At 66.3% G+C, this 21,812-nt stretch carries 17 protein-coding genes; 9 read left to right on the top strand and 8 right to left on the bottom strand.

Going from position 1 to position 21,812, the window contains the following annotated elements; all coding sequences use genetic code 11:
• Positions 1 to 62: 62 nt before the first annotated feature.
• Positions 63 to 3,323 (bottom strand): beta strand repeat-containing protein, encoded by a 3,261-nt coding sequence (locus tag ACXAJT_RS20400; protein ID WP_475238241.1) that lies wholly within the window; start codon positions 3,321 to 3,323, stop codon positions 63 to 65.
• A gap of 790 nt (positions 3,324 to 4,113) precedes the next feature.
• On the opposite strand from ACXAJT_RS20400, the gene ACXAJT_RS20395 reads away from it, so the two are divergent.
• A complete protein-coding gene (locus ACXAJT_RS20395) occupies positions 4,114 to 4,809 on the top strand; it encodes a helix-turn-helix transcriptional regulator (RefSeq protein ID WP_475238238.1) in 696 nt (231 codons plus the stop codon).
• The gene (locus tag ACXAJT_RS20390; protein WP_475238236.1) at positions 4,806 to 5,306 is read left to right on the top strand and encodes a hypothetical protein; all 501 of its coding nucleotides are present in this window, start codon (positions 4,806 to 4,808) and stop codon (positions 5,304 to 5,306) included. Before ACXAJT_RS20395 ends, ACXAJT_RS20390 begins: the two co-directional genes overlap by 4 nt.
• Positions 5,307 to 5,329: 23 nt before the next feature.
• On the opposite strand, the gene ACXAJT_RS20385 is transcribed toward ACXAJT_RS20390, so the two are convergent.
• From ACXAJT_RS20385 to ACXAJT_RS20370, 4 genes are all read right to left on the bottom strand, one after another.
• Positions 5,330 to 6,286, bottom strand: a complete 957-nt coding sequence (locus tag ACXAJT_RS20385) for an ABC transporter ATP-binding protein (RefSeq protein WP_475238234.1) — start codon at positions 6,284 to 6,286, stop codon at positions 5,330 to 5,332.
• Entirely contained in the window at positions 6,283 to 8,166 is a 1,884-nt protein-coding gene (locus ACXAJT_RS20380) for a dipeptide/oligopeptide/nickel ABC transporter permease/ATP-binding protein (RefSeq protein ID WP_475238232.1), read from the bottom strand. The genes ACXAJT_RS20385 and ACXAJT_RS20380 overlap by 4 nt, the downstream gene beginning before the upstream one ends.
• Positions 8,163 to 9,110 (bottom strand): ABC transporter permease, encoded by a 948-nt coding sequence (locus ACXAJT_RS20375; protein WP_475238230.1) that lies wholly within the window; start codon positions 9,108 to 9,110, stop codon positions 8,163 to 8,165. Before ACXAJT_RS20375 ends, ACXAJT_RS20380 begins: the two co-directional genes overlap by 4 nt.
• Positions 9,111 to 9,242: 132 nt before the next feature.
• Positions 9,243 to 10,820: an ABC transporter substrate-binding protein gene (locus tag ACXAJT_RS20370; RefSeq protein ID WP_475238227.1), complete on the bottom strand. Its 1,578-nt coding sequence runs from the start codon at positions 10,818 to 10,820 to the stop codon at positions 9,243 to 9,245.
• A 103-nt stretch (positions 10,821 to 10,923) separates the two neighbouring features.
• Between ACXAJT_RS20370 and ACXAJT_RS20365 the strand changes: the two genes are divergently transcribed.
• Entirely contained in the window at positions 10,924 to 11,607 is a 684-nt protein-coding gene (locus ACXAJT_RS20365) for a DUF1028 domain-containing protein (RefSeq protein ID WP_475238225.1), read from the top strand.
• A gap of 3 nt (positions 11,608 to 11,610) precedes the next feature.
• Here ACXAJT_RS20365 and ACXAJT_RS20360 read toward each other — a convergent pair whose 3' ends face one another.
• On the bottom strand, positions 11,611 to 12,369 hold the full coding sequence (locus tag ACXAJT_RS20360; RefSeq protein WP_475238223.1) for a FadR/GntR family transcriptional regulator: 759 nt from the start codon (positions 12,367 to 12,369) through the stop codon (positions 11,611 to 11,613).
• 36 nt (positions 12,370 to 12,405) lie between these two features.
• On the opposite strand from ACXAJT_RS20360, the gene ACXAJT_RS20355 reads away from it, so the two are divergent.
• The 6 genes from ACXAJT_RS20355 to ACXAJT_RS20330 all read left to right on the top strand — a co-directional run bounded on the left by ACXAJT_RS20355 (position 12,406) and on the right by ACXAJT_RS20330 (position 20,504).
• A complete protein-coding gene (locus ACXAJT_RS20355) occupies positions 12,406 to 12,714 on the top strand; it encodes a hypothetical protein (protein WP_475238221.1) in 309 nt (102 codons plus the stop codon).
• Positions 12,715 to 12,838: 124 nt separating this feature from the next.
• Complete coding sequence (locus ACXAJT_RS20350) at positions 12,839 to 13,456, top strand: hypothetical protein (protein ID WP_475238220.1); 618 nt, start codon at positions 12,839 to 12,841, stop codon at positions 13,454 to 13,456.
• On the top strand, positions 13,453 to 15,834 hold the full coding sequence (gene bcsA, locus ACXAJT_RS20345) for a UDP-forming cellulose synthase catalytic subunit (protein WP_475238218.1): 2,382 nt from the start codon (positions 13,453 to 13,455) through the stop codon (positions 15,832 to 15,834). The genes ACXAJT_RS20350 and bcsA overlap by 4 nt, the downstream gene beginning before the upstream one ends.
• 4 nt (positions 15,835 to 15,838) lie before the next feature.
• On the top strand, positions 15,839 to 18,073 hold the full coding sequence (locus ACXAJT_RS20340) for a cellulose biosynthesis cyclic di-GMP-binding regulatory protein BcsB (protein ID WP_475238216.1): 2,235 nt from the start codon (positions 15,839 to 15,841) through the stop codon (positions 18,071 to 18,073).
• Positions 18,070 to 19,137, top strand: a complete 1,068-nt coding sequence (locus tag ACXAJT_RS20335) for a family 8 glycosyl hydrolase (protein WP_475238214.1) — start codon at positions 18,070 to 18,072, stop codon at positions 19,135 to 19,137. The genes ACXAJT_RS20340 and ACXAJT_RS20335 overlap by 4 nt, the downstream gene beginning before the upstream one ends.
• Positions 19,134 to 20,504, top strand: coding sequence for a hypothetical protein (locus ACXAJT_RS20330; protein WP_475238210.1), 1,371 nt, complete (start codon positions 19,134 to 19,136; stop codon positions 20,502 to 20,504). The genes ACXAJT_RS20335 and ACXAJT_RS20330 overlap by 4 nt, the downstream gene beginning before the upstream one ends.
• A 148-nt stretch (positions 20,505 to 20,652) precedes the next feature.
• On the opposite strand, the gene ACXAJT_RS20325 is transcribed toward ACXAJT_RS20330, so the two are convergent.
• The gene (locus ACXAJT_RS20325; protein ID WP_475238208.1) at positions 20,653 to 20,997 is read right to left on the bottom strand and encodes a hypothetical protein; all 345 of its coding nucleotides are present in this window, start codon (positions 20,995 to 20,997) and stop codon (positions 20,653 to 20,655) included.
• Positions 20,998 to 21,115: 118 nt separating this feature from the next.
• Positions 21,116 to 21,811 (bottom strand): TetR/AcrR family transcriptional regulator, encoded by a 696-nt coding sequence (locus ACXAJT_RS20320; protein ID WP_475238206.1) that lies wholly within the window; start codon positions 21,809 to 21,811, stop codon positions 21,116 to 21,118.
• Position 21,812: the final 1 nt, after the last annotated feature.

The raw sequence follows: 21,812 nt of genomic DNA, 5'->3' as shown, positions 1-21,812 counted from the left end.
CGGCCTTTCAAAGAACGCCGGGACCGCAGGGCTGCGGTCCCGGCAGGGGTCGCTCTTGGCGATCAGGCGTCGTCCTCGCCGACGTTGGTCGCGGTCATCGCGCCGCCGACCATGGTCATGTCGACGGTGTTGCCCAGCACGTTGGCGCCCATCACGATGGATTGGTTGAACGCACTGGTGTCGACGACCGAGGCGGCCGACGCGTAGGACTCGCCGGTGACGAAACCGTCATCGCCGTTGCCCGAGCCCCAGGACCCGGCGTCGCCGCCTGCCCCGCCCGCGCCCGAATAGGCGCCGCTGGCGTCACCGCCATAGGCATCGCCCGCGGTGCCGGCACCGCCGTAGGACATGCCCGACACCGCGCCGCTGTCACCGCTCATCGAGGTGGCTTCGCCGCCGGCGCCGCCCATTCCCGAATATGCCGTCCCTTCGGCGCTGCCGGTGCCGGTTGCGCTGGAGTCGTCGTCGGTGGACGCCGCGCCGCCGTAGCCGGCGATGGCCTCGGCCATGCTGTCAGCCGATCCGTCGGTTTCGGACTGCGAGAACACGTCGGCGTAGCCGCCATCGCCGCCACTGCCGGTCGCGGTGCCCGCGCCATCGGCGGCAGATTCAGCGGTTGTTGTCGCCGAGGACGTGCCGCCCGCGCCGCCGGTGCCCGCCGCCATGATGTCGGCAGACGCGTTGCCGTCGGCGGTTCCCGAAACGTCACCAGAGGTGCCGCCGGTGCCCGAGGTCATGGCATCGGCCATCGACGAGCCGTCGGCCATGCCGCTGCTTGCGCCGCCCGCGCCGCTGGTGCCGCTGTTGGCGGTGTCCTGCGCGATCGACCCGTCCGAGGTGCCATCGGCCGCCCCCGACGCGCCGCCGGTGCCGGTGTTCGCGGCATCATTCGCGCCCGACCCGTCAGCGGTGCCATTGGCGTCGCCAGCCGCGCCGCCCATGCCGGTGTTGGCGGAGTCCGCCCGTCCCGATCCGTCAGCGGTGCCCATCACGTCCGCCGCGCCGCCGGCGACATCGGTCGCCGAGTCTGCCGCGCTCGAGCCGTCGTTGGTGCCACTGGCGTTGCCGCCCGCGCCGCCGGTGCCGGTATTGGCCGCGTCAGAACGTCCGGAGCCATCCGCCATGCCGGTCAGATCGCCGGAATCGCCGCCGGCGGCATCGGCTGCGGCATCCGCCGCGCTCGAGCCGTCGTTGCTGCCCGAGTTGGAGCCACCGTCACCCCCGGTGCCGGTCGAGGCGGCATCGCCCGCGCCCGAAGCTTCCGAGGCGCCATCGACGTCGCCACCGGCGCCGCCTGCCCCTTCTGCGTTGGCATCAGCCGCGGTTTGATTGTCGGCGCTGCCGCTGACGTCGCCGCCACGGCCCACGGTGCTGGTGTTCTCACTCCAGCCGTCACCCGCGTCACCGCCGGTGCTGTCGGCGTTCTGCTCTCCGCCGCCAAGCCCCACGGTCTGGGTGTTCGGCCCGTTGTTGGCAGACGATCCGCCTCCTGTGGCATCGCCGGAGGCATCGCCGCCATCGCCACCATAGGTCTTGCCGGTGGTGTCGGCGTCCCCGTCAGCCCCGGCCAGCGCGCCGTTCATCGACTTGCCGCCATCCGACCCGCCGTAGGTTTTCGATGCGCCTTCGCCCTTGGCTGCGCTGAGGTTGTGGCTGTCACCGCCGTCGGCATCGACCTTGGTGTCAGCGTCGCCCGCCGAACCCGCCAGCGCCGCGCCATAGCCATCGCCGCCATCGCCGGTGCCGCCGTCGTTGTCGGCGGTGCCGGTGGCGTCGGACGCCGCCTCGCCATCGTTGTAGCCGCCTTCGCTGGTGTGGTCGCTCGCCGCCTCACCCGCCGCATCGGCATAGGTCTCGCCCGAGCCATCACCGCCATAGCCCTCGCCTTGGGTGTCGGCCTGACCGTCACCCGCTGCCGAAGACTCGCCCTCCACGGCGCCACCATAGCTGGTGCCGTCGTTCTGCGCTTCGCCGGTGGCATCGGCGTCGATCGTCGCGTCGGTGTCGCCGCCGTAGCCCGAGGCTGTGGTGGTCTCGGCGTCGCTTGTGGCATCGCCAGCCGCTTCGCCGGTGTTGTCACCGCCGTCGCCAGCGTCGGAGCCGTTGTCGGCATCGCCGGTGGAGTCGGCCGTGGTCGTGCCATCGGCGTCGCCGCCATAGCCCGAGGTGCCCGCAACGGCGGTCTCGCCGTCGACAGCGGCATCCACCGCCTCAGAGTTGTCACCACCTTCCGACGCGCTGCCTGCCAGACCGCCGAGCGCGCCTGAGAGGCCAAGCCCGGCCCCGGTCGCCTCGCCGTCGCCGGCTTCGCCGCCTGTGCCTTCGGCGTCGTTCTGGCTGTCGATGGTGTTCTCTGCGGTGCCGGTGTTGTCGGCATAGCCGCCGTCGCCGCCAGCCGCATCCGACGCGGTTTCAGAGGAGGTGTCGACCGCGCTGTCGACCGCGCCATCGGCATCGCCGGAATCGCCGGCGTCGCCGCCCGCTGCCTCGGAGACGGACTCGCCGCTCTTGCCGCCCATGGCGGTGGCAAGCCCGCCGATGCCATTGGCGCCCTCGGCGTCGCCCGCGATGGACTTGCCGCCCTCGCCGGACTCGCCACCCTGCGCATCCGCGCTGATGCCGTCGCCCGCCTTGGCGGTGCCGCCATTGGCGTCACCGTTCTGCTGGAAGTCCGCAGCGTTGGTCACCGTCGCCCCGTCGAGCTGGTCATTGTCTTCCAGCCAAGCGGATTGATTGTTGATCGACATGAAGTCGTTGCCGGCACCGGTCAGCGCGTCACCAACGGTGATGTTTTCGCCGACATGCAGATCATTGCCCGGGTCATAGTCGAAATCACCGCCCGCGGTCATGTCGTCGCCGGGATCATTGGTGATATCGCCGCCCGCGGTGACGTCGTCGCCAGGGTCGTAATTCAGATCACCGCCCGCCGTCAGCACATCGTTTACCGAGGCCTCGCCCGACAGGTCGAGATCGACCACATCATCGTCGCGCGGGATCCACTCGCCGCCGCCGAAATCGATGTTGATGTCATTGCCGTTGGACACGGTGTTGTCATTGTCCGCCGACTGCTTCTGTTTCTGGTCCTGACCTTGGTCCTGGCCCTGATCCTGCGCCTGTTCTTGGCCCTGATCGTTCTGAACCTCGGTGTTGCTGTCCTGCGACTGCTTTTGCTGCTGCGCGGTCAGGTCCGCTTCCTTGATCGAGATATCGCCGGTGTCGACATCGGCATTGAGGGTTTCAACCTCTGCCTTGCCGATCGCGACGGCATCCGACATTGCGCGCGGATCGCCGCCCATGCCGTGCATGTTTCTATTGCTAGCCATAATGCATTCCTTTTGCGAAAAGGCACCTTTGGCCGCCAGTCATCTAAAAGGCAGCATGAAGGGTGCGTATTGCGCCGCACATAGAAATTGCGCTCTGCCAAGGCAGACCTGTGCGACATCAGAGTGGAAAGGTATTTCCTGAGTAGGTCTTTTCCCTGCGGGACCCTCCTAATCGGGCTCGAAGGTGAATGCGCCGGTGCGATAAATGATCGACCCGGCCCGACAATCCTGCCCAGACACATCCGGAATGACTATCTAGCAAATCGGTCTATAACCCTCGCAAGAGGGGCTAAACCATCACTTAAACACTTGTAATGAAGTGCCTTTTCTGCGCGACCAACACACAGGCATTGCTCCTGGGACCGGAACAGGGCGCAAAAGAGGTTGCGAAGGTCTAGTTTCTCGGCCAAAACCTGAAAATGACAACCGCGGGCAAAAGACACGCCTAGGTTGTTGTTAAACCGACCAAATATTCACCCCAAGCCCACGATTCTGCTCAAGGATGAATCATTCTTGTCGATTTCCCCTCTACTTTTTGCTATAGTCCTTGGGTGAGGGGGCTGCTCCTCCTCGCGATTTGAATTTCAAAAGGGGGATCATTATTTTATGCCCCGAAAATCATTATAGCCGCGATTCTTTCTCACGCGGCGCCGATATATATCGGGCCGCAATCAATATTTTCACTCACCGTTCCGCCATAATTTCCGGAGGGGTTATTTTGCATACGTTGAATTCACTTATCCCCCAAGACTCCGACAGAGAACCTGACATTGCGTTCATCGGGAACGCCTTGTTCTACAACCACCACGTCATCAACAACGTCGAATCCGAATTCGGCCTGCGCGGCACCCGCTTCGACAGTCTCGAGACTGCGGGCAAATCCTGCGCCGCCTCCGCCTTTCATCTCGTGCTGGTCGATCAGGCACTGGCCGACGATCTGCTTCGGCTGAAAGCCGACGGGCGGTTCGATCCGGGCTCGGCCACGCTGGCGCTCACCTACCGCGACCCGGAGGTCGCGCGGCGCTTTCTCAGCCGATGGTACGCGAAACACGACAGGACCATCGGCTTTCTGCCGATGAACGTCTCGCTCGAGGTCTGGCTGTCGCTGGTGCGCCTGCTGCTGTATGGCCAGATGGTGCTGCCGGACGAGTTGACGGCCAACCGGCGCGCAACACCCGACCCGCAGCCCGCCCCGCCCGAGCCGCGGCCCTGCACCAGCGCCACCCCCGCAACCAGCCCCGGAACCAGCCCCGCGACCGGCCTCAAGCCGCTGACGTGTCGCGAGAAAGAGGTTCTGGAACTCATCGCCCGCGGCGAAAGCAACAAGCGGATCGCGGCGGAACTGGCGATCACCGTGCACACGGTGAAACTCCACGTCCATAACCTCGTGCGCAAACTCGAGGTGCCGAACCGGACGGCGGCGGTGAGCCTCTATTTCGAACTCATGCAGCAGGGCGCGCCGGCGCAACAGCGGAGCTGGGAATGAACGCGCAGGGCCCCGATCCGTTCTTCGACCGGCTTTTGCTGCAGATCGGGCGGCTAAACTATGTCTGGACCAACACCGAAAGCGTTCTGATCCACTTCATCGCCGGGCTTCTGGGCACCGGCAAAGAGCGCGCCGTCATCGTCTTCCTGACGCTCAACACCACGCGCGCGCGCCTTGATCTGGTCGAACGGCTGGCCAAGGCAGACGGTTGCCCGGCGACCGAGCGCGACGAGATCCTCGCCTGCACCGGCAAGCTGGGCGATCTGGCGCGGCTGCGCAACCACTACAACCACTGCATCTATTCGTTCGACAGCGACAGCGGCAGCTACAAGACCATCCTGATGCGCATCGCCGACCGCAAGACCGATATCCGCGTCGGCCGCAGCGACGCGATCGGCGAGCCCGAGGTCACCCGCATCCAGGACACGATCAGCCAGTTGCGCGCGGTGAACCTGCAGATGTGGGACCTGATCAAGCGGCGGGGTTTTCCGGTCTAGACGTGCGCGGGCCGCCCGCAGCGTCAGGACAGCGGGTGGAAACAGGCCACCTGCGTGGCGCCCTCCCCCGCCGCCAGCATCGGCACTTCGGCGCGGCAGCGCTCGGTCGCATGCGGGCAGCGCGCCGCGAAGGCGCAGCCCGGCGGCGGGTTCAGCGGGTCGGGCAGCTCGGTGCCCTTCGCCTCCGGCGCCTTGAGCGGGCGGCCCACCACCGGCGCGCTGTCGGCCAGCAGCTTGGTGTAGGGATGGCGGGGCGCGCGGAACACCTCTTCGGCCGGACCCAGTTCCACCACCGAGCCGAAGTAGAGCACCGCGATGCGCTCGCTCACCGCCTCGACCACCGCCAGATCGTGCGAGATGAAAAGATAGGTCAGCCCGAACTCCGCCTTGAGATCGGCCAGCAAGTTCAGCACCTGCGCCTGCACCGACACATCCAGCGCCGAGACCGGCTCGTCGAGGATCAGGATGCTGGCCTGCGCCGCCAGCGCCCGCGCGATGCCGATCCGCTGCGCCTGCCCGCCGGAGAACTCATGCGGGTAGCGGTCGAGGAACTCTTCGCGCAGGTTGACGCTCGCAAAGATCTCGGAAATCCGCCGGTCCCGCTCGGCCTTGCCCATGCCGTGCAGGCGCTTCAGCGGCGCCTCCATGATCTGCCGTATGGTCTTGCGCGGGTTGAGCGAGGAGATCGGGTCCTGAAACACATACTGGATGCGCTTGCCGAACACCGCCGGATCAGCGTTGTCCAGCGCCGCGCCCTCGATCTCGATGCGGCCCGTGCTGGGCGCGATCAGCCCCACCAGCAACCGCGCCAGCGTAGACTTGCCGCAGCCGCTCTCGCCGACGATGCCCAGCGTCTGGCCCTGCTGCACCTCCAGCGTGATCGGATGCACCGCGTGCACATGCCCCAGCGGCGCGCCGAACAGCCGCCGCCCCACCGCGAAGGATTTCGACAGATCCGTGAGTTTCAACGCGATGCTCATTCGGCGGCCTCCTGCAGCGGCGCTTCGGGATGGATGCAGCGCACGGCGCGGGCGCCGGCGCGCTGCAGGTCGATCTCGCCGGCGCGGCAATCGTCCTGCGCGCGGGTGCAGCGCTCGGCAAAGGCGCAGCCCTGCGGCAGCCGGTCGACCACGGGCGGCAGGCCGGGGATCGCCTCGAGCCGCCGCTTGCCGGTGCCGAGCTCGGGCACGCAGGCCATCAGCCGCGCCGTGTAGGGGTGCAGCGGCCGCTCGAGGATCGCCGTGGTCGGCCCTTCCTCGACAATGCGCCCGGCGTACATCACCGCCACCCGGTCACACAGCTGCGCCACCACGCCGAAGTCATGGGTGATGAAGACGATGGCCAGCCCGCGCTGGCGCCGCAGATCGTCGAGCAGCGCGAGGATCTGCGCCTGCACCGTCACGTCAAGCGCGGTGGTCGGCTCGTCGGCGATGATCACGTCGGGCTCATTGGCCAGTGCCATGGCGATGCCGATGCGCTGGCGCATGCCGCCCGACAGCTCGTGCGGGTAGTCGCTCAGGCGTTTTTCGGGGTTCGGAATACGCACCGCCGCCAGCAGTTCCAGCGCCCGCGCCTGGCCTTCCTTGTGCCCGATGGGGCGGTGCGCGCGGATCGCCTCGATGAGTTGGTCGCCGACCCGGTAAAGCGGGTGAAGCGTCGCCAGCGGGTCCTGAAAGATATAAGCCACATTGCGCCCGCGCATGTCGCGCAGCCGGCCATAGGGCGCGCCGATCAGGTCCTCGCCCTCGTAGCGCACCGCGCCGCCGGTGATCACCCCGGGCGGCGAGGCGACCAGCCCCATGACGCTCAGCGCGGTGACCGATTTGCCCGAGCCGCTCTCCCCGATAAGCCCGAGGCATTCGCCGGGCTTCACATGCAAAGACACGCCGCCCACCGCGCGATAGACCCGATCCTTGACGTGGAACTGCGTCTGCAGATCCTGAACCTCCAGCAGCCCCTGCCCGGCGCTTTCCGGCACCGGGCCTTTGCGGTCGACCCGCGTCGCCGCCATCGGCCGCGACAGCGCGCCGGACTTCAGACGCGGGTCGAGCGCATCGCGCACCCCGTCCCCCAGCAGGTTGATCGACATCACGATGATCAGGATCATCAGCCCCGGCACCACCGAGGTGTGCGGATTGGTGATCAGCGCCGAGCGCGCCTCGCCCAGCATCGAGCCAAGGTCCGCCTGCGGCGGCTGCGAGCCGAGGCCAAGGAAGCTGAGCCCCGCGGTCTCGAGGATCATCCAGCCGATGGTGGTGGACATGGCGATGACGATCACCGGGATCACGTTGGGCAGGATCTCCGACAGGATGATGCGGCTGTTCGACAGGCCCGACAGGCGCGCGGCATCGACGAACTCGCGGTGCGCAAGGCCGACGGTGATGCCGCGGATGTTGCGCGCGAAGAACGGCACGTTGACCGCCGCCACGGCGATCAGCGCGTTGAGCAGCCCCGGCCCCAGCGCCGCGACGATGGCCAGCGCCAGCAGGATGTAGGGAAAGGCCATGAGCATGTCGACGCCGCGCATGATCAGGTTGTCGGTGCGCCCGCCGTAAAACCCCGAGATGATGCCCACCGCCGCGCCGATGGTGGCCGCGGCAATGGCCGCGGCAAAGCCCACCGCCAGCGACAGCCGCGTGCCCCAAAGCAGCCGCGATAGCAGGTCCCGCCCCAGATGATCGGTGCCCAGCAGGGCGCCTTCGGAAAACGGCGGCTGAAACCGCGCGCCGGTGTTGGTGACATCGGGATCGGCCAGCGGCAGCAGCGGCGTGACCAGTGCCAGCAGCAGCACCAACGCCATCACGATGCCCCCGGCCAGCGCCAGCCGGTTGCGCGCAAGAAGTCTCAGAAACCCGCTCATGTCTTGATCCTCGGGTCGAGCAGGCTCTGCGCCACGTCCACCGCGATGTTGAACAGCACGTAGCAGGCGGCCACCAGCACCACGCCGCCCTGCACCAGCAGGATGTCGCGCTTGAGGATCGCGTCGACCAGCATCCGCCCGACGCCGGGCCACTGGAAGACGATCTCGATATAGACCGCGCCCGACAGCACGAAGCCCGCCTGAATGCCCAGCACCGGGATGATCGAGACCATCGCCGCCTTCAGCGCATGGCGCCAGATCACCCCGCGCTCATGCACCCCCTTGGCCCGCGCGGTGCGGATGAAATCCTGCCGCAGCACCTCCAGCATCGCCGAGCGCGACAGCCGCGCGATGACCCCGGTCGCCACCACGGCAAGGGCGATGGCGGGCAGCGTCAGGTGCCGGATCAGCGCCCAGAGGTCACGATCACCATAGATCGGCCACATGCCCGAGACCGGAAACCAGCGCAGCTTCACCGCGAAGATCAGGATCATCATCATGCCAAGGAAGAACGACGGGATGGAGATCCCCAGCAGCACCGCGAAGGTGATGCCCTTGTCGCCCCAGCCATATTGGTTCGCCGCCGAGATCACCCCGGCCACGATGCCGAACACCGAACACAGCACAAAGGCCGTACCCGCCAGCACCAGCGTCGCCCCGAAGCGCTCCACCACCTCGTCGAGCACCGGGCGGTTGAGCGAGAAGGAGGTGCCGAAATCCCCGCTCAGCATATTGCCAAGCCAGATGAAATACTGCTGCACCAGCGGCTTATCGAGCCCCAGATCGCGGTTCAGCTTCTCGACGTTCTCCGGCGTCGCGTAAGACCCTAGGATCGCCGTCGCCGGGTCTCCGGGGATCAGCGCCATGATCGCAAAGACGATCACCGTGATCCCCAGCAGCACCGGGATGGCCGAGAGCAGTCGCTTGAGGATGTATCCCGTCATGGCAGCTCCATCTGCGGCAGGCGCCCCGTGCCCTTCGGCACCCCGCACCCTTCATCTTTCGCAAAATACTCCGGGGGAGTCGCGGCCCGCAGGGGCCGCGACGGGGGCAGCGCCCCCTCTATCGCCCGCGCGTCAGTTCTTCACCACGTCATCCAGCAGCAGGAAGAACGACGGCTGCAGCGTAAAGTTCTCCACCCGCTCCGAGGTCACCGCGTTCTGCTTCCAGTTCGCCACAAAGACGCAGGGCGCGTCCTCTTGCACGATGGTCTGCATCTGCTTGTAGAGCTCGGCACGCTCGTCCTGATCGGTGGCCACACGGGCGGCTTCTAACAGCTCGTCAACCTCGGGGTTGGAGTAATAGCCCGAGTTGAACCCGCCCTTGTCGGGCCATGCGTCGGTGCGCAGCGCGAGGAAGGGCAGCGTGTCGGGATCGTTGGTCATCCAGGCCATCTCGGCCATGTCGGCCTTGCCCTCCAGCCCGGGGTTCACTTCGCCGAGGAAGGTGTTCCACTCGTAGGTCTCGATCTTGGTGTCGAAGCCCACCGCGTTCAGGTCGGCCTGAATGGCGGTGCCCATGGCGATGGGATCAAGCATGCCCGAGCCGCCTTCGGTGACGTAGAAGGTCAGCTCCGCGCCCTCTGCCCCGGCCTCCGCGAGCAGCTCCTTGGCCTGTTCGGGGTCGTAGGGATAGGGCTCGAGATCGGGGTTGTAGGCCCAGGCGAAGGCCGGCGGCGTCGGCCCGGCGGCGACCTCGGCGGTGCCCTCCAGCACGTCGTTGACCAGCGCTTCCTTGTTGATCGCGTAGTTCGCCGCCTGCCGCACCAGCTTGTCGGCGAAGGGGCCTTCCTTGGCGTTGAGGATCAGGAACCAGACGTGCGGCCCGGCCTGTTCGTGCAGCGTATAGGCCTCGCCCTGAAACTCGCTCAGCGCCACGGGCGGCACTTCGACCATCAGGTCGATGCCGCCGGCCAGCATCTCGGCGGTGCGGGTGTTGGCGTCGGTGATCGGGCGGAAAACCACCGCCTGCAACTCGGGCGCGCCGTCCCAGTAATCGGGGTTGGCCTCAATCACCACCGCCTCGTTCGAGCGCCATTCGGCAAAGGTGAACGGGCCGGTGCCCGCCGGGTTGCGCCCGTAGTCCGCACCGTATTGCTCGACCGCCGCGGGCGAGACCAGCAGGCCGGTGGGATAGGCGAGGTTCGACAGGAAGGGCGCGTAGGGTTCGTTCAGAGTGAACTTGACCGTCAGATCATCCACTGCCTCGACGCTGTCGACCGCCGAGAAGAAGAAGGCCAGCGGGAAGGGGCCGGTGTCGTGATAGGGGTGCTCTTCATCCAGCATCCGCTCGAAGTTGAACTTCACCGCCTCAGCGTTGAACGGCGTGCCGTCATGGAAACTCACTCCTTCGCGCAGGGTGAAGGTATATTCGGTGCCATCGTCGGAAATCGTCCAGTCGGTGGCCAAGGCGGGTTCGACCTCCAGCGTGCCGTCCTTGTAGCGCACGAGGCCATCGTAGACGTTCATCAGGATGCGGAAGTCGTTCACCGCGGTGACAGCCGCCGGGTCGAGCGATTTCGGCTCGGCGATCTGCCCGACGATAAGAACCCCCGGCGGCGTCTGCGCCTGCGCGCCGGTCAGCGTGCCGAATGTCAGGGTAAGCGCCGTGCCCGCAGCCAGAAGGCCCCGGCGGGTGAAGGACGTGATGGACATGTCGTGACCTCCCAGATGGTCAGGATGAATTATTTATCATGATAAATTGCATGACGCCAAATTTTCATGATAAATTCAACCCTACAGCAGACAGGACCCGAAAATGACCATTTCCATCCTCGCATACGACGAAAAATCGGGCAGCTACGGCGGCGCGGCCACCACCGGCAGCCTCTGCGTCGGCGGCTGGGTGCTGCGCGGCGATGCCGAAGCGGGGCTAAGCGCCTCGCAGGGGTCGCTGCCCTCGACCATATGGGGCACCGCGGTGCTGGACCTGATGCGGCAGGGGCTTTCGGCGCAGGACGCGGTGGCGCAGGTGGTCGCCCCCGACACCGGCAAGGAGCAGCGGCAACTGTCGGCGCTCGACCCGCAGGGGCGCACGGCGAACCACACCGGGGCCGAAAGCATCCCCTCCGCCGGGGTCCGCACCGCCAAGAACGTCATTGTCTCGGGCAACCTGCTGTCGTCCGAAGCGGTGCTAGATGCCTGTCTTGAAGGATTCCTCACCTCCGCCGCGCCCTTCGACCAGCGGCTGATCGCGGCACTCGACCGCGCCGCGGCCACGGGCGGCGACAGCCGGGGGCTGCTTTCGGCGGCGCTGCTGGTGGTCAGCCGTCACGCCGCGCCGCTGACCCTGCGCATCGATCATTCCGAGACGCCGCTGCAGGACCTGCGCACACTGCACGGCCATGCCACCGGCGGCGCCTATGCCGATTGGGCGGCGACGGTGCCGACGCTGGACGCCCCGCATCTCGGCGCGCCCTACCCCAAGATCGTCAGCCAGTAGGCGCTACTCGGCGATGAAGCGTTTCATCACCACGGCTTCCTGATCCTCCATCATGCGCCGCGCCATCTGCATGTGATCGCGCATGATCTCGCGCGCCGCCTCGGCGTCACCGGCCCGCAGCGCCTCGATCAGCTGCAGCTGATGCGTGCGCCCGCTCTTCCAAAGCTCGGCGTTCGGCTGCGCGTAAAGCTGCTTGTAGACCGTCAGGTCGGTGAGGATCTGCGCCATGAACCCGATGAAGAAGCTCAGCAGCGCATTGTCCGAGAACTCTGCCAGACAGGCGTGGAAGCGCAGCGAGGCGACATGCTGCGCCCGCTCTTCCTCGGCCGTCGCGGCGGGGTGTTCGTATTCGGCCATGATCGCCTCAAGCTGGGCGATCTGCGCCGCGTCCAGCTTGCCGGCAAGCGCGGCCGCCGCCTCGGGCTCCAGCGCGATGCGCATCTGGTAGATGTCGTCGATCGAGACATTGCGGAAATAAAAGTAGTTGGCCAGCAGGGCACGCGCGCGATCGGTGCTGACCTCGCCGACAAAGCTGCCGCCGCCGGGGCCGGTCTTGGTGACCACCAGCCCCTGCGCCTGCAGCAGCCGCATCGCCTCGCGGATGGTGCCCTTGGACATGCCGAAATGCGTGATCATCTCGGCCTCGCCGGGCAGCCGGTCGCCGGGCGTCAGCCCCTTCTCGACCACCCAGTCCTTGATCGCCTCGGCCACCCGCACCGGGCGGGAGCGGCGGGTCGTCCCGCCTCGTTCTGCGTCGCTCATGAGCCCATCTTTCGCGAAAGGCGCCCCGATATCCCGATGAGACCTCTCAGGCGCGTCGTCAGCGGCATTTATCATGAGAAATTCACCAGCCACAACACCGCGCGGCGCGCCGTTGAAGCTCCGCGCCGCGTCGGAACCGGTATCGACGGCGCTGCTGGCCGTCAGGGCCGGCTGCTGCCCCCACATCGCGACTTGAAGATATATCGTTTTAACGATTTGCGCGGCTTTTACGGCACCACGGTCTCTATGCGCAAATCAGCTAAAAAATTGAGCGGCAATCCCGATGAAATTGAAATTTTTGTAATTCGCCGCCGACCTGCCATTCCGAGACTTGCGAGATATTAATATCTGTGCATCTCTCGGCATCGTAAATTAGTAAAGTTTTTACCTTTTGGAGTGCCGAGTATTGTTGGGCAAGGGTATATGGTTGCGAATTCGCAATCACGGGTTGCAATGGCGATCAGCAGCCATGGTCGCCGCGCTGTTTCTCGCGGGATGCGAGACGTTTCCCCACACGACAACCGAATACGAGCGCAAACTGGCGCAGACGCCTTACGTGCTGCAGACGAAATCCTCGTCTTGGGTGGCGGCACCAGAGGCGAAAGTGGTTCTGGAGCGGAGCTTCCGCCGCACCTCCGAGCAGCGCATTGCGCTGCCCAACCGCACCGCCCTGCGCGGCGAGAATTTCATTCTGCTGAAGGCCCACGGCTCGCCCGCCGCAAACGTCGGGCGGTTTCAGCCGCTGACCCTCGTGCGGGCCGCCGGCGGCATGCCCTACCCGTTCAACAGCTTCTCTGACCTGACGCTGATGACCCGCCAAGACGCCCTGGGCACGCTGAACTGGGCGCTGTGGACCAACTACGCGGGGATGAACTGCGTTCTGGCCTTCCGGCGCTTCGACGGCGCCAACCGCACCGTTCCCAGAGGCGCGCACGTCATGGACATGATGCTGCGCAACTGCGTGCATGGCGATCTTGAAGAGGCGCTGGCGCCGATCGGACCGGATCAGACCAGCTACGCCGCCGTCCGCCAATCTCCGCGGAACGCGCCGCAGATGCTCTCGCCGCTCGCGGGGCCGCTGCCATGAGATTTCAACGCGCTTTTTCAAAGATAAGCTCGACCGTCCTGCTGGCCTTCTGGCTGATGGTGCTGCTGCCGGTGGTGTTCCTCGCCTCGGTGCCGACCTCTGTGGCGACGCAGGCGCTGGTGGCCTTCGCCACCTGCTGCCTGATCTACCTGCTCAAGCCGGCGGTCACGTCCAACATCGCGGTGCGCTTCGTGGTGCTGTCGGTGGCCGGCACTTTCGTGCTGCGCTACTGGCTCTGGCGCCTGTTCGAAACGCTGCCGTCCTTCGACGACCCAGTCTCGCTGATCGCCGCGCTGTTCCTCTTCGGCGCTGAAACCTTCACGGTTGGCCTGTTCTTCCTGACCGCGGTGGTCTCGGCCGATCCCGTCGACCACCCCAAACCGGCCCCGGTGAAGCTCAAGGATGTGCCCACCGTCGACATCCTCGTGCCGAGCTACGACGAGAGCCCCGAGCTTCTGGCGGTGACGCTGGCGGCGGCGAAGGCGATCACCTACCCCGAAGGCATGAAGACCGTGGTGCTGTGCGACGACGGCGGCACCGACGCGCGCTGCAACCACTCCGACCTAGAGATGCGCCGCAAGTCGCGCGCCCGGCGCGAGACGCTGCAACAGCTGTGCAAGGATCTCGGGGTGGTCTACACCACCCGCGCCCGCAACGAGCACGCCAAGGCCGGCAACCTCAACGCCGCGATGCAAAAGCTCGACGGCAAGCTCATTCTCGTGCTCGACGCCGACCACGTGCCGACCCGAGATTTCCTCACCAGAACCGTGGGGTATTTTGCCGAGAACCCCCGGCTCTTCCTCGTGCAGACGCCGCATTTCTTCACCAACCGCGATCCGATCGAGCGCAATCTGGCCCTGCCCGAGACCACCCCCTCCGAGAACGAGATGTTCTATTCGCAGATCCACCGCGGCCTTGACCGGCTGAACGGCGCGTTCTTCTGCGGCTCGGCGGCACTGCTGCGCCGTCAGGCGCTGGACGAGGTCGGCGGCATCTCGGGCGAGACCATCACCGAAGACGCCGAAACCGCGCTCGACATCCATTCGCGCGGCTGGGAAAGCATGTATCTCGATCACGCGATGGTGGCCGGGCTGCAGCCCGAGACCTTCGCCTCCTTCATCCAGCAGCGCGGACGTTGGGCGACCGGCATGATCCAGATGCTGATCCTGAAAAAGCCGTTCTTCCGCAAGGGTCTCTCGCTGTCGCAGCGGCTGTGTTACCTCAATTCCATGAGCTTCTGGCTGTTCCCGCTGGTGCGGACGACCTTCCTGCTCAGCCCGCTGCTCTATCTGTTCTTCGGCCTCGAGATCTTCGTCGTGTCGTCGCAGGAGGTGCTGGCCTACATCGTGCCCTACCTGCTGATCGGCTTCATGATCCAGAACGCGCTGTTCGGCAGCGTGCGCTGGCCGCAGATCTCCGAGGTCTACGAGATCGCACAGACGCCCTATCTGCTGAAGGCGGTGTTCTCGACCGTGCTGAACCCGCGCGGCGCGACCTTCAAGGTGACCGCCAAGGACGACAACGTCGACAACGCCTTCCTCTCGCCGATCTTCTGGCCGCTGACGGCGCTGGTGGCGCTGCTGCTGGCCGGGCTGGTGGCCGGCGCGCTTCGCTGGACCGCCTTCCCCGGCGACCGCGTGGTGGTCGAGATCGTCGGCGCGTGGAACCTCTACAACTTCCTGCTCGCCGCCTACGCCCTGCGCGCAGTGTTCGAACGGCCGCACCGGCTGACCCGGCCGCGCACAGCGGTGTCGGTCCCGGCACGGCTACGCTGGGAAAAGACCAACCTCGAGGATGAGGCGCAGGCCCCCGAGCTTGACGCCATCATCGTCTCGGCCAGCCCGACGCGGATCTTCCTGCAACTGCCGCCCGGCAGCCGCTCGGAAAGCGAGGCCCGGCTGCGCGACAGTGCCGCGGGCGGGATGACCGCAGAGGTCTGCCCGGTGCTGCCCAAGGCGCAGGATCTGGAAACGCCAATCAAGGTGACCGTGCAGACCCTGCGCAGCACCGTCGAGGGCAGCCAGATCGAGCTTGTCGTCGACGCGCCGCAGATGATCGCCGCCAGCCGGCTGACCGCGCATATCGTCTATGGCGACAGCTTGCGCTGGCACTTCTTCCGCAAGGTGCACCCGCAAAGCAGCACGCTGATCGCTGGCCTGGCCTATGTGATCGGCAAAAGTTTGGTCTCGGTGCCGAAAACCGCCTTCGATTTCCTGCGCGAGCCCACCCGGCGCGAGCGCAGCATGTCGGAAGATATCCTCACGCCCGACGAAGCCTTCGCCGCCGCCCCCGAGCCGCGCAAGGACCGCGAGGTCGAGCCGGTGCGGCTGGCCGCCGCGGGCGCCCCTGCAAGCGAATACCTGCGGATCGAGGAGTGAGCGGATGAAGCATATTTTCCTGCCCCTCGCGGTGATTGCCCTGTTGCAAAGCGCCCTGCCCGGCGCCGTTTCGGCGCAGCAGATCCGCATCGGCGAAGATCCCGAAGCCGCCACCAGGCCCGAGACCACCGCGCCCACGCCGTCCAGCCCGTCGGCGCGCCCTTCGGGCCTGCCGATCATGGAATGGCAACAGCCCACGCCAGAGGCCGCCGCGGCATCAGAGGCCGCGCCGATCCGGCTGCCGCTGCGCCCGATGGTGCCGCAGGCGGGCCAGACCGAATCCCACCGGATTCAGGGCCAGTTCGCCGAGGCGACATTCATCATGTTCCTGCCCCGCGCGCTGACCGGCGCGCAGCTTGAACTGACCACGCTCAGCTCGATCAACGTGCTGCCGGAAAGCTCGGTGGTCGAGGTTATGCTGAACGGGCTGACCATCGGCTCGATCACCCCCGACAATTTCACCGAACCGCAGCTTGACGCGCTGCCGGTGCCCGACGGGGCGCTTCGCGCGGGCCGCAACGAGGTCACGCTGAAGGTGAAACAGGTGCACCGGGTGTTCTGCGGGCCGGATGCCTCCTTTGGCGTCTGGACCGACGTTCAGCTCTCGCAGAGCGGCGTCGAGATCGCCCCCGACCAGCTTGGCGCCGATCCGCTGGGCTTTCTCGCCGCCATCTCGGCGCAGCTAGGCCGCGGCCAGCCGATGCAGGTGATCGACACCGGCACCGCGTCCTACATGCTGCAAGGCGCGTCCTTCATCGCGCAGATCGAGCACCTGTTCGAAGGGCTGCCGCCGCAGATCGCGGTCGACGATCCCTATAAGGTATCCTCCGGCACGCCGCAGCTGGCGCGGGTCACCGCGCTGCCGCCGGATCTGGCGCCGGACGGGCTGCCGCTGTTCCGCCGCGGCGGGGACGGCGCGATCGTGCTGCTGGCCAATGCCGACCGCCCCGAGCAGGTCAAAGACCTTCTGCTTGGCGCCGTCGGAAACCGCGCGCTGGAACGGCGGCCGCCGCTGATCACCCCCGGCGCGCCGCGCTCGCTGGATGATTTGGGCTACGAGCGGCTTGTCGGTCAGGGCCGCTACATCCATGAAACCGTGCCCTTCCGCCTGCCGTCGGACTGGATGCTGCTGTCATCGCAGCGCGCCGCGCTCAATCTCGACTATGGCTTTGACCAAGACCTTCCCGAAGGCGCGCTGCTGCTGGTCAAGATCAACGGCCAAACCGTGCGCCTGCTGCCTCTGGACGAGCCGGAAAAGGCCGGCAAACGGCTCGAGACGCTGCACATTCCGTTTCAGGTCAACCGGCTCAACCCGGACATCAACCAGCTGACCTTCGAGGCGCTGGTGCCCGGTGATCCGCCCGATCAGGCCTGCGTGCCGCGCGACACGCCGATCTTCGAGGTGTTTGAAACCACCTCTCTGGACATCCCCAAGGCGCCCAGCATGACGGTGCCGCGCCTCGACCGGGTGCTGGCCGCGCTCGATCCCGCCGGCATCAGCTTCAGCGACGCCGGACAGACCACGCTGCCACTGGGGCTGCTGCCTCAGGTCGCCTCGATCTTCGTCACCGAAGACACCGCGGCCCGCCGCGCCACGCGGCCCGTCTCGCTGACCATCGGCATCCCGTCGGACCTGTCGTCGCTGCAGGGCGACGTCATCGAGGGCAACGCCCCCATCCTGCAGGAGTCGCTGCTGCGCACCACCGAGGCGCAAGAGCCCGAGATTGACACATGGGCATCGATTGACGATGGTCGCTGGTGGAACCTGATGGTGGACCGGGATCGCGCGATGGAGGCGCTTGGCAACTTCCGCGGGCGGCTTATGTCGTTCTGGAGCGGGCCGCAATCGGAGCTGAATTCGTGGATGGAGGGCAAATCGGCCGAGGCGCTTCTGCTGCAGCCGAACATGCAAAATCCCGGAGACCTTTGGCTGATCGTACGTCCCAACAGCTCTTCCGACCGGCTGGTCGCCTCGCTCATCGCGATGCGTGAAACGCTGGACGGGCCACAAGGGCAGCTGTCGATCTTCTCTGCCGAACGCGGCTGGGAAAGCTGGCAGGCCTCAAGCCAGCCGGTGCAACTGCTCGAGCCGCTGAGCCTGTCGAACGCGCGCAGCGTGGTGGGCAACTACGCATCGCTCGCGCCAGCCGCGCTGCTTCTGCCAATGTTCCTGCTGTCCATCATCGCCGCCGTTCTGGCGATGGGGTTCATGATCGTCAGCCGACGGGGAAAGAAATGAAACGCAGAGACTTCCTGTCCCGCCTCACCACGCTCGCCGGGCTTGCGGCAATCACCGGCGCCCCGAGCGCCGCGCAGAGCCTCAGCCTCGGCACCCGCCTCGATGATGTCTGGGCGGCGTGGGTCGCGTCGAACATGGACGCCAGTGGCCGGGTGATCGACGAGTTCCAGCGCAATTCCAGCCACTCCGAGGGCCAAGGCTACGGCATGCTGCTGGCCGCGACGGTGGGCGACCGTTCGGCCTTTGACCGAATGAACGCATGGAGCCGCCTCAATCTGGAAGTGCGCGGCGATCACCTGATGGCGTGGCGCTGGCTACCCGACGCCCCCGAGCGTGTGCCGGATCTCAACAATGCCAGCGACGGAGACCTGTTCCGCGCATGGGCGCTGCTGCGCGCCGCGCGGCGGTTCGACGCGCCCGAGTATCTCGAGGCCGCCCGCAACATCATGGTCGACCTCGCCAATACGTGCATCGCCCCCCGCGACGGCGCCGACCCGCTGCTGCTGCCGGCGGTGGACGGGTTCGAGACCGACGCGGGCTTCATGTTCAACCCGTGCTACTCGATGCCGCTCGCGATGACCGAACTGGCCGCCGAGTTCGACCTTCCGGTGATCGCCGCGGCGGCACGCGGCGCGGTCGAGGTGTCGCGGCAACTGGCGCTTGGCGGCGTGGTGCCCGATTGGGTCGAGGTGACACCCGGCGGCCTGCGCGCCGCAGACGGGTTCTCGTTCAACGCCGGCTACGAGGCGATGCGCGTGCCGCTCTATTACGTTTGGTCCGGGCTGCGCGATCACCCGGCAGTGGAGCGCTTTGCCGAAGCCCAAGCGCGCGTGCCGCAGGGCATGGCGGCGATCGAGATCGAGCGCGAAACCGGGCGCGCGCTGTCGACCAGCCCCGAACCCGGCTACCGGGCGATCGCCGCGCTGGCGACCTGCTATGCCTCGGGACAGGTGGGCTCGGCCATGCCGCCCTTCTCGCCCAACGCCCCGTATTACCCGGCGACCCTGCAAATGTTTGCGATGATCGCCCAGGCCGAAGCTTCCCCGATGTGTGTGCCCATATGAAACCTGTAAAGATTTTCCTCGCCGCCCTCGCCCTGTCGCACGCCAGCTTCGCCGCGCCCGCGCTGGCGCAAAGCCCCAGCAACAGCGATCTGCAGGCGCTTCGTTTTTATCTGTCCGAAGGCAATGATCAGGCGGTCAGTTCCGAGATCCGGCGGCTGCAGCTGCGCTATCCCGATTGGGTGGTGCCCGACGACATGAGCACGCTGCAGTCGAGCACGCCGCAAGACGTGATCGACCAGATCTACGCGCAAATCGAGGCCGGCGATCTGCCGCAGGCCCGCGCGCTGCTCGATCAGGCGGACCAAGACTATCCCGACTGGTCGCCCTCGTCGTCGCTGCTGTCCGATCTCGCGCTGGCCGAGTCGCAGGCCAGCTTCGATCAGGTGGTCAGCATGGGCGACGCCGAGGCCGCGATCCGCATCGGCACGGCCAACCCCGACCTGCTGCGCTGCGAGCGGGTCAACAACGCCTGGCTGCTGGCCGAACAATATGCCTCGGTCGGCGACAATGCCGCGGCGCTGCAGGTGCAGAACGGCGTGGTGCGCAGCTGCACCGACCCCGATATCCTTGTGGCGACGCTGGAGAAATCCGCCGCCATCGCCAATGCCAGCCAACTTGGTGCGATGGCCGATGCCGCCCGCGCGCAGGCGCCGGGCGCCGCCGAGCGGCTGACCGCTGTTGAAGAACGGCTGCAGGCTGGCATGGGCGCCACCTCGGCCGAGCAAAGCTCGACCCAAAGCGCCAGCGCCGACGCGCCCGCGGCCAGCAAGAAACCCGCGACCCAGCCAAAGCCGCGCGCCAGCGCGCAAAGCAGCTCCGCCGGGATGACGCGGGCCCGGCAGGCGGCGCAACGCGGTGATTGGGGCACCTGTCTTGCCGCCACCGCAAGCGCCACCCGCGCCGACACCGTCGCGCAGCGCGGCTGGTGCGCGTTCAACGCCGGACGGCCGATGCAGGCCTTGGAGGATTTCCGCTCCGCCGCCTCGCGCGCGCCCTCGGCGCAATCGCGGCGCGACGCAAGCTACGGTCTGGCCTTGGTGCTGCTGCGCCTGAACATGGTCAACGACGCAGCAAGCGTGGCCGCCAACACGCATTTCAACGCCGAACAGCGGCTGGAGATCGAAAGCCAGATCCTCGACAAGCGCGGCGTCGCGGCCTACCAGCAACGCCAGTATCGTCGCGCCATCGCCTATTTCGACGAACTGGAGCGGCTGACCGGCGTGGTGCGGCGTGACCTCGCCCTGCTGCGCGGATACGCCTATCTGAACTCGGGCAACCGCGCACGCGCAAGACGTGAGTTCCAAGCGCTGCACAACCAGATGGCTACCCCCGCCTCGCGCCGCGCACTGTCTGAAGCAAGCCACTGATTTCCCGAAACGATTCGCCCGTGCAGTATCGCACAACGACACAATGCCCGAACCCGACCTGAGATTGTCGCAAAGTGGGTCATAACTAAGGCGCGGATCGTTTCGTGCCGAAAATTTTTCTACAGCAATATTAACGAATTATTAAATTTCACCCCGCCTCGAGCTGCGTTATCGCTCGAAAAAAGGCGAAAAAATGTCTACATTGAGCCTCGAAGGTGGGCGGCGTCTGCTGCTGCCCGATCTTCTTGTACGCGTTTAAAAGTCTGTCAGGATTTCCACCATGACCAAACACGAAATTGAACTGGAACGTTTTCAGAATACCCGCCGCCGTCGTCGCGCTCAGATTCTCGAGCTGGTCGCCGGCATCGCCATTATGGTTTGGGTGGTCGCCAATTTCGGCATCACCACCTAAGCGGACCGTCTGCTGATTGGCCCTCTGTGGGGGCAGCGCTTTGCCAATCGACCCTTCCAAGCAGACGATATCCAGCATCATCTAAAATTCAACCATGGCCGTTAAATCGGCCATGGTTTTTCCATTTATGGGCGAGATAATCTCCGCGTCCGCCGGCCCCCGATACCCCGGCCACAATTACCCCGGCCACAACCGCCTCTCAGGCGCCGCGCAAAAACTCCGAGAATATCTCCACGGGTGGCATCCGGACCGAAGCCTCCCAACTGCCCAGCAGCCGGTTCGTCATCCGCTCTTCGAGCTGCAGCCGCGCCTCCAGCATCTCTCGCCCGGCGGCAAGATCGCCCGCGGCGCTAAGCTGCCGCGCCTGCGCCAGCACCACCCAGCGCATGCGCCACGCGTGCTGCAGCAGATCGACGGTCATCTCGGTGTCAACCACATCGAACGCCCCCTGCCCCGCGCCTTCGTCAACCAGCGCGCGCATCAGCGGAGTCGCGCGCCGCCGCGCTTCTTGTTCCAGCTTCAGGAAAATAGGCTCGTTGCCCGCCTTCAGCGCGATGCGGATCACTCCCAGAATTTCATCGGCATGCGCAAGCTCCCAGCGTGTTGTCCCCTCCAGATACGCGGTGAACCGGGCCACCGCGCCGCCTTCGCTGCGCTCGTACACCGCCTGTCCCGCGGCGGTGCTGGCATCGCTGAGCCGCAGCAGCACCGCCTCCAGCACATCGTCCTTAGAGGTGAAGTGATGGTAAAAGCCGCCCTTCGAGATGCCCGCCGCCCGCAGCAGCAGCGCCACCGTCACCTCTTCCCACGGGTGCGTGGCCAGCAAACCTGTCGCAACGTCAAGGATCGCTGTCTTGCGCGCGTCGGCGGACATTCTGGACCGTTTGGTGTTCACG

This window comes from Salipiger sp. ABF4_146 (assembly GCF_056161345.1).
Note: the sequence above shows the minus strand (reverse complement) of the source record. Positions and strands in the feature narration are given on the sequence as shown.